Annotated in this window: 13 protein-coding genes; 5 read left to right on the top strand and 8 right to left on the bottom strand. The window is 71.4% G+C overall.

The annotated features are described in order from the left end of the window. Nucleotides 1–93: 93 nt before the first annotated feature. Entirely contained in the window at nt 94–1,386 is a 1,293-nt protein-coding gene (locus tag I4Q55_RS36705) for an ABC transporter substrate-binding protein (RefSeq protein ID WP_206794685.1), read from the top strand. 51 nt (nt 1,387–1,437) lie between these two features. On the opposite strand, the gene I4Q55_RS36700 is transcribed toward I4Q55_RS36705, so the two are convergent. Then, nucleotides 1,438–1,713: a hypothetical protein gene (locus I4Q55_RS36700; protein ID WP_206794683.1), complete on the bottom strand. Its 276-nt coding sequence runs from the start codon at nt 1,711–1,713 to the stop codon at nt 1,438–1,440. Between the two features lie 279 nt (nt 1,714–1,992). Here I4Q55_RS36700 and I4Q55_RS36695 point away from each other — a divergent pair, with 279 nt between their 5' ends. Continuing rightward, complete coding sequence (locus I4Q55_RS36695; RefSeq protein ID WP_206794681.1) at nt 1,993–2,265, top strand: hypothetical protein; 273 nt, start codon at nt 1,993–1,995, stop codon at nt 2,263–2,265. A gap of 21 nt (nt 2,266–2,286) precedes the next feature. Continuing rightward, nucleotides 2,287–2,568, top strand: a complete 282-nt coding sequence (locus tag I4Q55_RS36690; RefSeq protein ID WP_206794679.1) for a hypothetical protein — start codon at nt 2,287–2,289, stop codon at nt 2,566–2,568. A 50-nt stretch (nt 2,569–2,618) separates the two neighbouring features. On the opposite strand, the gene I4Q55_RS36685 is transcribed toward I4Q55_RS36690, so the two are convergent. The 4 genes from I4Q55_RS36685 to I4Q55_RS36670 all read right to left on the bottom strand — a co-directional run bounded on the left by I4Q55_RS36685 (nt 2,619) and on the right by I4Q55_RS36670 (nt 4,621). After that, complete coding sequence (locus I4Q55_RS36685; protein ID WP_206794677.1) at nt 2,619–2,900, bottom strand: hypothetical protein; 282 nt, start codon at nt 2,898–2,900, stop codon at nt 2,619–2,621. Between the two features lie 612 nt (nt 2,901–3,512). Continuing rightward, nucleotides 3,513–3,674: a hypothetical protein gene (locus tag I4Q55_RS49725; RefSeq protein ID WP_242547401.1), complete on the bottom strand. Its 162-nt coding sequence runs from the start codon at nt 3,672–3,674 to the stop codon at nt 3,513–3,515. 122 nt (nt 3,675–3,796) lie between these two features. After that, nucleotides 3,797–4,144, bottom strand: a complete 348-nt coding sequence (locus tag I4Q55_RS36675) for a hypothetical protein (RefSeq protein ID WP_206794675.1) — start codon at nt 4,142–4,144, stop codon at nt 3,797–3,799. A 144-nt stretch (nt 4,145–4,288) separates the two neighbouring features. Next, nucleotides 4,289–4,621 (bottom strand): winged helix-turn-helix domain-containing protein, encoded by a 333-nt coding sequence (locus I4Q55_RS36670; protein ID WP_206794673.1) that lies wholly within the window; start codon nt 4,619–4,621, stop codon nt 4,289–4,291. Between the two features lie 279 nt (nt 4,622–4,900). On the opposite strand from I4Q55_RS36670, the gene I4Q55_RS36665 reads away from it, so the two are divergent. Next, on the top strand, nt 4,901–6,064 hold the full coding sequence (locus tag I4Q55_RS36665; protein ID WP_206794670.1) for a CdaR family transcriptional regulator: 1,164 nt from the start codon (nt 4,901–4,903) through the stop codon (nt 6,062–6,064). Nucleotides 6,065–6,100: 36 nt separating this feature from the next. Here the strand turns inward: I4Q55_RS36665 and I4Q55_RS36660 are convergent, their stop codons facing one another. From I4Q55_RS36660 to I4Q55_RS36650, 3 genes are all read right to left on the bottom strand, one after another. Beyond that, nucleotides 6,101–8,281, bottom strand: coding sequence for a bifunctional SulP family inorganic anion transporter/carbonic anhydrase (locus I4Q55_RS36660; protein WP_206794668.1), 2,181 nt, complete (start codon nt 8,279–8,281; stop codon nt 6,101–6,103). Nucleotides 8,282–8,367: 86 nt separating this feature from the next. After that, nucleotides 8,368–9,402 (bottom strand): 2,3-diaminopropionate biosynthesis protein SbnB, encoded by a 1,035-nt coding sequence (gene sbnB / locus I4Q55_RS36655; protein WP_206794666.1) that lies wholly within the window; start codon nt 9,400–9,402, stop codon nt 8,368–8,370. A 12-nt stretch (nt 9,403–9,414) separates the two neighbouring features. Further along, nucleotides 9,415–10,494 carry a helix-turn-helix domain-containing protein gene (locus tag I4Q55_RS36650; RefSeq protein ID WP_206794664.1) on the bottom strand — a complete coding sequence of 360 codons (1,080 nt, stop codon included), beginning with the start codon at nt 10,492–10,494 and terminating at the stop codon, nt 9,415–9,417. 107 nt (nt 10,495–10,601) lie between these two features. Between I4Q55_RS36650 and I4Q55_RS36645 the strand changes: the two genes are divergently transcribed. Further along, the gene (locus I4Q55_RS36645) at nt 10,602–11,594 is read left to right on the top strand and encodes an aldo/keto reductase (RefSeq protein ID WP_307793410.1); all 993 of its coding nucleotides are present in this window, start codon (nt 10,602–10,604) and stop codon (nt 11,592–11,594) included. Nucleotides 11,595–11,605 lie beyond the last annotated feature (11 nt).

Raw genomic sequence — 11,605 nt, 5'->3', positions numbered from 1 at the left:
CGGAGGAGCTATTCCCGCGACTTGCGCGTAGTGCCCGGCCGCGGCGCGGGGGACAATACGCAGTTGCCGCTTTCCCCGACCACTGGAGGCCCCATGTTCCCCCGACGCGGCCGGTCCGCCGCCGGCGCGATCCTGCTGGCGGGCGCGGCACTGGCCGGCTGCGCGCGGACCGAAGGCCTGACGATCAACCTGTACATCTCCCCGGAGGACCACCTCCAGACGGTCGTCGACCGGTGCACCGCGCAGGCCGCCGGGCGCTACCGGATCGTCTACAACAAGCTGCCGCGCGGCGCCGACGGCCAGCGCGAGCAGATGGCGCGCCGGCTGGCCGCCCGCGACGACTCGATGGACGTCCTCGGCCTCGACGTCACCTGGGTGCCGGAGTTCGCCGAAGCCGGCTGGGTCGACCCGTGGACCGGCGCGGCCGAAGCGCAGGCGACCCAGGGCGTGCTGCCCGGGCCGCTGGCCACCGCCCGCTGGAACGGCCGGCTCTACGGTGCCACGAAGAACACCAACGTCCAGCTGCTCTGGTACGACGACCGGATCACGGCCACGCCGCCGAAGACCTTCGACGAGCTGATCCGCACGGCGGAGCAGCTCAAGGCCGCGGGCAAGCCGTACCAGGTGCTGTTCACCGGCGCGCAGTACGAGGGCCTGGTCGTCTTCTACAACACGCTGGTCGCGTCCGCGGGCGGGCACATCCTGTCCGACGACGGCAAGTCCGTGGTGATGGACGACGGCGCCGTCCGCGCGCTGCAACTGCTGAAGACCCTGACCACCGCCGGCATCACCGATCCGTCGCTGACGAACTCGAAGGAGGACGACGTCCGGCAGGCCTTCCAGCGCGGCAGCGGCGCGTTCGAGCTGAACTGGCCCTACGTCTACGCGTCCTACGCCCAGGAGAAGCCCCAGGACCTGGCGCACCTCAAGTGGGCGCGCTACCCGTCGGTCGAGCCCGGCCGGCCCAGCCGCGTCACCATCGGCGGCTTCAACCTGGCGATCAGCTCGTACTCGCGGCACAAGCCGGAAGCGTTCGAGGCGGCGCTGTGCCTGCGCAACGCGGCGAACCAGAAGTACCAGGCCCTCGTCGACGGCATCCCGCCGAGCATCGCCGCCGTCTACGACGACACCCGGCCGCTGGACCCGGCGAAGCCGGCCGACGCGGGCACGAACCCGACGATGGCCGACCAGTACCCGATGAAGGCCGACATCCGGGCCGCGCTCGCCGACGCCGCGGTGCGCCCGCTGACCCCGGCGTACCAGAACCTGTCGACGGTGATCTCGAACGTGCTGTCGCCGCCGTCGGAGCTCGATCCGGCGGCCACCGCGCAGCAGCTGCGGGAGGCGCTCACCGACGCCCTGAACTCCCGCGGCATCATCCCGTGAGGCAGCGGGTCCTGCGACCGCCCGCTCCGGCCGGTCGCAGGACCCACCGTGTCACAGCGTGCCGAGCACGTTCAGCAGCTGGACGGCCGACATGCGGTCGCCGCCGGCCGGGCCTTCGGCGACCGGCGAAGCGGTCTGGTCGAACCCGTGCCGGAAGACGTGCACGGCGGCCTTCCACGCGTAGGTGAACGCGGTGACGCCGACGTAGACGGTGTCGAACTCCGCGGCGCAGGCCAGCGGCAGGACGGCCTCGGGAACTTCGAGCGGCTGCAAGGTGCCGGTGTCACGGGAGAAATGTGTGCTCGCGGCGGCTTCGACAACAGTCATCGGATTCGTCCGTTCTCGGTGGTTCGGCAGGTATGCCAAGGAATTTCCCCGGCCGTGCCGACCGGGGTAAGGCCATGATGACCGCCGTTCTCCGGAAGGCAACAGAATCGGCGGGTTGCGGTCGGAAATCCCCGAATGTTCGGACAACCGCGGAATGTCAACCACCCTGGTGTGTCGGTTGCCCGAATCCTCCGTCAATCGGTGGATGACCCGTTCCCGGCCGGTCGCTTATCTTGACCGAGGCTACGCGGTGCGTGGTACGGGAGCAGAGGAGAAGAGATGGAAGTGATCGAGGCCATGCAGGACCCGGTGACCCCGGGGATGGAGCCTCTTTCCTTTGGGGCGCAGGCGGTGGATCCCACTGCCTGCACCTGGGCGGTCGCCGCGGCGACCTTTTTCGGGGCTGCCGTCGGGGCGGGGGTGGGGTGGGTCAACTGCCACTACCACGGTTGCGTGCAGCAGGCCGACGACCTCGAAGTCCCGGAAGGGGTGGCGGGACTCCCCGTCGCGGAACTGCTCGGCATGCGCAACCAAGCCGCAGGCAAGGCCTGAACCGAACCGATGGAGGATGAGATGAGCAGGATTTCGACGGCTTCGTTCGCCGGATCGCTCGAGCCGCTGGAGTACGGCGGCCGGGAAGTCACCATCGCCTGCACCCCCGCCGCGGTGGACCTGGCCGCGGTCGGCCTCGGCGCGGCCGGCTTCGGCTACTTCGCGGCGAAAGCGTTCTACCACAAGCACGCCGGCCACTTCGACGACCGCGAGGACCTCCTCGACAGCGGCGTGGCGCACGACGAGCTGCTGTCCTCTTCGGACCTGCTGTCGGTCCGGGTGAGCGAGCTCACCCGCGGCTGATCCCGGCACGGCAGGGGGCGGAGGCACCCCTCCGCCCCCTGCCGTCGGGATCAGCCCGCAACCCGGAATTCCGTAGCGGCGAGCACATTCTGGCCGGCCTTGGTGACCACGGCGGGCACCAGCTCGCCCAGCCGCCCGGGCCCGTTCGCCGCAATAAGGCCGAGCCGGCCGAGGGTACGCGCGGTCGCCTGGTCACAGCAGGGGATACCGTCGACGTAGAGATCGGGCTCGCACCCGAGCGACAGCTGCGCCCGGCCATCGCGAACGGCCTTGAGCATGTTCACGGCGCGGCGGGTGAGCGAGCCGCTGTCCGGACGGGTGTCGTGATCCATGGTCGCTCCCGCTCTGATTCGCCGGAATGATCAGGAAACGGTAGAACGCGGTGGCGGGAATCACCATGCGCGGATGGGGAAACGCGGGTTCGCCACCGGCGGGTCACCGGAACGCGGGGTCGTTGTGCTTGCGGGCAAGGTGAAGGTGGCGGGGTCGGTGGGTGGTGCGGCCGGGAGCGGTCCAGTTCCCGGGCGGCCCGCGGCGGTACGCCCACCGGCAAACGTACGCGGAGAGCGCCACGATCGGAGCGGAAGATCATTCCGGTTCCGGTTGGTGCTGGGGCGACGGCGTTGTTCAGCGCCGGTACGCGGGTGATCGGCGGTTGTCCAGCCGGCGAATCGGCGGGAGCACAGGTCGATCACGTGGCCGGATACAGCCGGCGAAGAAGGCTGTCGCTCGGTTGCGGCGGTTCTCCCGTCGTAAGCGGGTCGGCTCGTTCGTTCGTCGTTGGTCAGGCCATCCCCGTAGCGCTGCGGGGTGGTGCGGAAGTCGGGCCCCTCATCCCCGGTGCGACGCTCGGCCAAAGCGTCAAGCAGGGCGCTGGCGCGGAAGGGCGGCGACCTGCTTGTGCCCGGCCTCCTCCGCGAAAGCCAGCAGGTTGGCCTCGGCACTCACGCAATGCTCGGGCGGAACCTGAGCCACAACCCGCGCTGCTCGATCTCCACCAGCAGGGCCCCGAGTTCGGCTTCGGCGGAGCGCATGCGCGCGACCAGCTCACCGAGGCAGTCGGCGAGAGCCACCGCCTCGGAGGAGAGAGCCGCGTTGCTGGTCATGTCTCCAAGCTAACGGCCATCGAACACGCCGATTTCCCACGCCACGGCGAAGCCGTGCCTGAAACCCGGCCAAAAGAAAGAGGCCCGCGGAGAAAGAATCTCCACGGGCCCCAGGGCAAGGATCAGCCCAGGACAGAGATCACATCCGCCTTGATCAGGCCGAGGATCGAGTTCAGGGTGACAACCTGCACCTTCACGTCCTTCTTCAGATCCCCGATGACCTTCGTCAGCGGAGTCCACTCGACCACGACCTTCCGACCGGAGCCGTCCAGGACGATGGTGACGTACTTGCCGTGGACGGCGACGACCTTGCCGGTCAGGGTCACGCTGCCGAGGCCCGGCACCGTGACGTCGGAGGCGGTCTGCGTGCCCGCAACCGCCGCGCCCGCCGTGCCCGTCGCGCCGAGCAGGCCCGCGCACACCAGCGCGGTCGCGGCGACGGCGGTCGTGATCTTCGTCAGAGTACGCATCTTCATTTCCCACGCGGCCTTTCGGTCGTTCCGATCCGGGCGAGTGGTTTCGCCCGTGCCGCGAAGATTAGGGGAGAACAACCGCCTCGCCGTATCCGCGAACGCCGAACGTCGATCCGGGATTTCCCTTGCCGGGCAAGGTGATCACGGGGTCGCGGTGCGGCCGGCGAGCCGGTAGCCCGCGCCGTGCGCGGTGCGGATCAGCACGTGGTGGCGGTCGCCCAGTTTCCGGCGCAGCCGGCCGACGTAGAACCGGACCTTCCGGCTGTCGCCGCCGCCGAGTGCGCGTTCGAGCAGCCAGCCCGGGCTGACGCGGTTCGGGTTGAGCATGAGCATCCGCAACAGCCGGAACTCGGTCGGCGTCAGGTGGACCGCTTCCCCCCGAAGGCGCACCTGGCCGGTCCGCAGGTTCATTTCGAGCCCTTGGACGCGCACCACGGGCTCCTGCGACGGAGTGCGCTCGATCACGTCGGTCATGATTCCTCGAATGGGTCAGGGGAATTCTTCGGCGCAGAGTGTGTATGACGCCGAAGACCGGGGACAAGGGCCGGGCGGCTGCGCATTCCACTGAAATCTCTTTCGGTGGATCCCGAGGTCCCCCGGACTCGGACGTGGGTCACACCGGGTGGTGGGCGGCGGGCGAAAAAGCCGCTCCGACCTGGGTGGTATCCGGTCTGTCCGGTTTGGTCCGGGTTGTTGAGGGATTCCCCTGCAAGCGTTGCTCGGTGCCGATCTTCGTCGATACGCTCACCGTGCGTGACGGCTTGGGGATGGGGCGTCGCCGAACGCGGTGAAGACACGGTCGAACAGGGTGGGGATCGCATGACGGTGCTGGACGACCGGCCGGACGGCCGGACGCAGCCACAGGACGGCTTCGTCGTCGACGGCATGGCGGTGCCGTCGGCCGACCTGCTCGACGGCGTCACGCCGCCGGCCGCCCGGTCCGTGGCGACGGCGCTGCTGGACGACGTGGCCGCGGTCTACCGCCGCGTCATCGAAGAAGACGCCACGGTCACGCCCGCGCAGCGCGCCCGCGTCCGGATCGCCGGCGAGGCGTTCGCGGAGGCGGGCGGGGCCCCCGGCGCGGCTGCCGACCTGCTCGGCCGGTTCGCGGCCCAGGTGACCGACGTCGTCGCCCGGCACCGGCCGCGCCGGGTCGTGTCCGTCGTGCAGGTCGCGCACCTGCTGGTCCAGGACCTGCTCGCGGGTGCCGGCCGGCCGGCGCCCGCCGCGCCGGCGCGGGATGCCCGGTGCGCCCTCGTCCAGCGCCTCCTCCGGCAGGAGCAGCTCACGCCGGCGCAGCTGGCCGGCCTGGAGGACGCCTACGTCGTGGTCGCGGCCCGGTTCCCGCGGGCAGTGCCGCACGACCGGCTGGCCGCGGTGCTCGACGAGCACCACGAAGACGGCCTGCTGGGCGCGCCGGGCGGCGACGGGGTCGTCGTGCTCGTCCCGGACCGGCTCGAACGGCGGATCTCCCCGTTGCTCGAGGCGCTGGCCGGCCGGTTCGACCAGCTGCCGTGGACGACGACCGTGCCCGCCACCCGGGCCGCGCTCGCCGCCGGCTGCAAGGAGGCGGTGGACGTCCTGGCGCTGGCCGCGGCGACCGGCCGCCCGGCCGGGGCGTACAGCCTCGACGACGTCCTGCTGGAGTACGCGGTGCTGCGGGACCCGGTGACGTCGGCGCGGTTGCGGGGGCTGATTTCCCCGCTGGCGGGCAACGAAGTCCTGTTCGGCACGCTCGAAGCGCTGATCCGCGCCGACTTCAACCGGACCGTGGCCGCGCGCGAGCTGTTCATCCACCGGTCCACTTTGGACTACCGGATCCGGCGCATCGAAGAGGTCACCGGGCAGAACCCGCTCACCGGCCGCGGCGCCTACGTGCTGTCGGCGGCGGTCGTCGTGCACGCCGTCTCCGGCTAGCTAGCCGGAGACGGCGAGCACGCCCGGGTTTTCCGTTCAGCTGCCCACCGGCACCCCGGCGGCCTGGAAGTCGCGGGCGGCGGGGTCGTACAGGTGGACCTGGGCCCGGCCGACGTCGAAGTACATCCCGGTCAGCCGCAGTCGTCCGGCCTGCTCGGCTTCGGCGACGAGCGGGTACTCGCGCAGATGGTCCAGCTGCTGCAACACGTTCTGCAGCGCGAGCCGGTCGCCTTCGCGGGCGGGGACGGTGCCGTCCACCGTGACCGGGCCCGACCTGCGGGCGCTCGGACCGGCGTGCGTCAGCCAGTCGGTGAGCGGACCGGGCGGTGGTCCGGCGGCCAGCGCGGCCATCGCTCCGCACGACGAATGCCCGCAGACGACGATCTCGCCCACCGCCAGCACACCCACCGCGTACTCGATCGACGCGTTCATCGACGCGTCGGCCTGTCCCGGCGGGACGAGGTTGCCGATGTTGCGGATGGTGAACAGGTCGCCCGGTCCGCTGGTGGTGATCAGGTTCGGCACGATCCGGGAGTCGCCGCAGGTGATGAACAGCGTGCGGGGCCGCTGGCCGTCCGCCAGTCCCGACAACGTGTCGCGCAACAGCGGTGCCGTGCGGCGCTGGAACTCCGCCGCGCCGCGGTGGGTGGGCTGGGCGGGGACTTCGGCGGCCTGCCAGGCCGACCACGGGGCCAGCCAGCGGGGCACGAACCCGGCACCGGCGCGACGGCTGCGCGTCGGGCGGCCTTCCTTGCCGTTGGCGAACCAGGGGTGGCCGATCTCGTCGACCTCCACCGTGCCGCCGGCGGCCTCGTGGGCGTGCTGCCAGGTGTGCAGGCTCTCGAACGCCGCGTGGTCGAGGTAGTCGACGACGAGGTCGAGCCGCACCCGCGCGCCGGCGGGGACGGTGGCGAGCACGCGGCTCAGCCGGGGCACGGACAGGAACGTGAGCACGCCTTCGACGACGACGTGCCAGAGCTCGCCGTCCGGCCCGGTGCTTTCCCGTTCGATGTGGATGCCGGACCAGAGCGTGCGGCGCAGCATGAGCACGACCGCCAGCCCGATGCCGGCCAGCACGCCGGTGAGCAGGTCGAACACGACGACCCCGCCGAGGGTCAGCAGGTACACCGGCAGGTCGCCGTGGGCCAGCACGGTCTTCAGGTGCCCGGGGTTGACCAGCTTGACCCCGACGTGGACGAGGAGACCGGCCAGCGCCGCGAGCGGGATGTCCTGGATCACCCCGGCGAGGGCGACGACGAACACCAGCACCCACACCCCGTGCAGCACGGCCGACGCCCGGCTCTTCGCGCCGGCGGCGACGTTGGTGGAGCTGCGGACGATGACCCCGGTGACCGGCAGGCCGCCGAGCGCGCCGGACACCATGTTCGCCGCGCCCTGCCCGACGAGCTCCCGGTTCAGGTTGGCGCGCGGCCCGGTGTGCAGCCGGTCCACCGCGACCGCCGACAGCAGGCTTTCCACCGACGCGATCACCGCGATGGTGAGCACCGCGACGGCGAACGCGCCCCAGCCGCCGCCGGGCAGCTGCGGGGTGAAGCGGATGTTCAGCAGGTCCGCGGGCAGCTCCACCCGCGGCAGGGTCATCCCGGCGAGCACGGACACCGCGGTGGCGACCGTGATCGCGGCCAGTGGACCGGGCACCCGCCGCAGCGCCTGCGGGAGCCGCGGCCACACCAGCAGGATCGCGATGACGAGCAGCCCGATCACGGTCGCCGCGTCGTGCCGGGCGACGATCTGGGCCGGCAGCTCGGCGATGTTCGCCAGTGCCGAGGAGTGGGGTTTGCCGCCGAGGATGACGTGGACCTGCCCGAGCACGATCGTCACGCCGATCCCGGCGAGCATGCCGTGCACGATGGCGGGCGAGATGGCCAGCGCGGCGCGCGCGACCCGGGAGGCGCCGAGCAGAATCTGCACCGCGCCGGCGGCCACGGTGATCGCGCAGGTGACGGCCCAGCCGAACGTCTGGATGGTTTCGGCCATCACCACCGTCAGGCCCGCGGCGGGCCCGCTGACCTGGAGCGCGGAGCCGCCGAGTATCCCGGCGACTGTCCCGCCGACGACGGCGGCGATCAGCCCGGCGACCACCGGGGCGCCCGAAGCGAGCGCGATCCCCAGCGAAAGGGGTACGGCGACGAGGAAAACGACCAACGAGGCTGGCAGGTCGTGGCGGAGCACGGCGAGTCGTCTCATGCGCACCATGCAACCGGACCAGCGGGTGTTTTGTCTTCTTTTGTGCGATTGTTGCGGGCAAATTCCGCGCTTTTCTCAAAAGAGCTCGGCGAAATTCAGCCGTAGCGGGACACGTCGGCGAAGAAACCGGGAACCGGCGTCAGCGCCGCTCCCGCGGCGAGCCGGTCGTGCACGTGCTTGCCCACGGCCAGATCCAGGATGCCCAGCCCGAACGGCGAGAACACCACCGGCCGGTCCGCGGGCAGCTCCACCGCGCCCGTCATGACGTCGAACAGCGTACCGTGCAGGAAATCGCGGTTTCCGGTCCGCTGCTCGGCCAGGTGGACGGAGGTGTCCGCCTTCAGGCAGTGCTCGACGTCGTCGACGATGTTGGCCGAGGCGAGCACGATCTCCGGCGCCAGATCGCGCAGGGAAACGTGCAGGACGACGGGGTTGTGCGCGAACCACGCCGGGTCCGTCACGTGCGGAACCCCCGCCACGGTGGCGAACACGACCAGGTCCGACGCCTTGATCAGCGCCTCGGCGTGCGCGTGCCGGACCACCTTCGCCGCCGTGCCGGTCCGGGCGAGGTAGCCCGCGAAACCGTCGGCCGACGACGCCGAAAGGTCGTGCAGCCCGATTTCGCCGAATTCCCAGCCGTTCGTGGCGAGGTAGGTGTGGATGTACCGGGCGATCAGCCCGGTGCCGAAGAAACCGACCCGCGCCGGCCGGCCGCGGTCGCGGGTCAGCCAGTCCGCGGCCAGCGCGGCCGACGCCGCCGTCCGCGACGCGCTGACGATCGAAGCCTCCATGACCGCGAAGGGGTAGCCGGTGTGCCGGTCGTTGAGGATCAGCACGGCGGAGGCCCGCGGGATACCGGCCCCGACGTTGCCCGGGAAGCTGGCGATCCACTTGAGACCGTCCACAGCGGACTCACCGCCGAGCGACGCGGGCAGCGCGATGATGCGGTCGGCCGCCCGGTCCGGGAACCGCAGGAAGTAGGACGGCGGGTTCACCGTGTCGCCGGCGCCGTGCGTGCGGTAGGCCCGCTCGACGACGGCGGTGACCGTCCGCTCGTCGCCGTCGAGCACCCGGCGCACCTCGGTGCCGGTGACGACGGTGAACGGCGGGATCGAGGGCGTTCCTGACACGACCGGTCCCTTCTACGCGGCGGAGCGGCGGAGCTCGGCCAGGCGGTGCATGGCCGAAGCGGTGGCCAGCAGGCGCAGCCCGCGGACCGTGCACGGCGAGTGCCCGGTGAGCTGGCCGATGCGCTGCAGCCGATAGTCCACGGTGCTGCGGTGCACGATCAGCCGTTCCGCCGCCTTGCCCCGGTTGCCGTCCTCGGCCAGCAGGACCTGCAGCGTCTCCCACAGCACCGGCTGGGCCAGCAGCGGCTGGATCACCTTCAGCAGGGCGTTGGACACCACCGGTTCGTGCGCGGCGGCGAACTCGAGCAGCACGTCGTCGAGGACGTGCACCGCGGGCGCGAACTCCAGCGACGTCGCCTCGGCGAGGATGTCGTCCGCCACCGACCGGCACGCGGACACGCTGCGGCTCCCGGGCCACACCAGTGCGGCGCGGGCGGTCCCGCCCAGCGCGTCCAGCACCTTGCCGGTGCGCTGGACGGCGTCCGCCTTGTCCCGCGCGGGCAGCAGGACGTGCCCGCCGCCGTCGGCCAGCAGGGTCAGGGTGTCCTCGCCCGCGTGGGTGCGGAACGCCTCGTCCACCACGGCCGGGTCCAGCTCGGCGGTGGCCACCGCGACGACGGCGTAGGTCCGGTCCGCCGCCGGGGCCACCGCGCCGCTCAGCAGGAGCTCCGCCTGCTTGCGCCGGGTGGGCTCCTCCTGGTCCGGCGCGGTCGTGCCGGCCTCGGCGAAGCCGCGGGTCAGCTCGACCAGGATCCGGTTGCCGAGCTCGCTGATCCGCTGGGCCGCGAGGCAGCGGGTGCCGCTGTCGCGCAGGTCCGGCCGGTTCAGCGCCTTGTCCACCAGGTCGGCGGTGAGCTTCTGCACCGCCTCCAGCAGCCGTTCGAGGCCGCGCCCGGACTCGGCCCACGCGTGGCCGACCCGGCGGGCCGCCAGCACGTCGAGGACGAAGCCGTCCGACAGCACGTCCGAAAACAGCGGGAGCACGTGCCGCACCACGGTTTTGCGGGGCGTCTGCACGTCTGTTCCGTGGCTCACCGCCGGCGCGGCGAACGGCCCAGCGGTCACCGGGGAAATCGTCTTGTTCACACTCATCCGGCCCTCACCCTTGTCGTCGTTTCGGCCTGACCCCGTGACATCTTCACCAGATCGGGTGGGTAGGTAGCTCAAAGTTTCCTCAGATTCGGGTTTTCCCTCGTCAGGTGGCCACGAACGCGCGGCGCGCGGAATCCGGTTCCGCGTTGTGCGGATTTCGACGCCGGAACACCCGTGTCAAACTCGGGTCAGGCGCGAGAACGCTCGGATTGGACGGTGCCGTGATCTGCCTCGGAACCATGAACTTCGGGACGGCGACCGCCCGCGCCGCGGCGTTCCGGATCCTGGACGTCTTCACCGAGCGGGGTGGGCGGGCCTTAGACACGGCGAACTGCTACGCCAGCTGGGACGGCACCGGCGACGAAAGCGAGCTCACGATCGGGGCCTGGCTCCGCGCGCGCGGCGGCCGCGACCGGATCCGGCTCGCCACCAAGGTCGGGGGCCGCCCGGTGCCCGGTGGCGCCCTGATGGACTTCGAAGGGCTGGCGCCGGCAGCGGTCCGGTCCGCGGTCGAGGACAGCCTGCGCCGCCTGGGCACCGACCACGTCGACGTCTGCTTCGCCCACCTCATGGACCCGGCGGTCCCGCTGGCGGACACGCTCGGCGCGTTCGAGGAGCTGGTCGAGGCGGGCAAGGTCCGCGAAATCGGGCTGAGCAACCAGGATCTCGCTTCCCTGCGGAGCGCGGGCACCCGGATCACGTGGCTCCAGCAGCGGCACAGCTACCTGCAGCCCTTCCCGGGAGCGCCGTTCGGTCCCCAGCAGCTGCTGACCCCGGAAATGGCCGCGTACGCGCGCGAAACCGGGTTGAGCGTCCAGGGGTATTCGCCGCTGCTGTCCGGTGCCTACACCCGGACCGACCGCGCGTTCTGGCCGCACTACGACCACCCCGGCACCGAGCCGCGGCTCGCCGCGCTGCGGAAGGTGGCGGGCGACCTCGGGGCGTCGGCGAACCAGGTGGTGCTGGCCTGGATGCTCGCCGGCACCCCCGCCGTCGAGCCGGTGATCGGCGTGAGCTCCGAAGCGCAGCTCGCCGAGTGCCTCGGTGCCGGCGAGCTGGTCCTGAGTGACGAGCACCTGCGTTGTCTCGAAGCCGCCTGAACGGAAAGGCC

The organism is Amycolatopsis sp. MtRt-6 (genome assembly GCF_017308975.1).
Classification (GTDB): domain Bacteria; phylum Actinomycetota; class Actinomycetes; order Mycobacteriales; family Pseudonocardiaceae; genus Amycolatopsis.
This window is presented reverse-complemented; position numbering and strand designations above follow the sequence as displayed.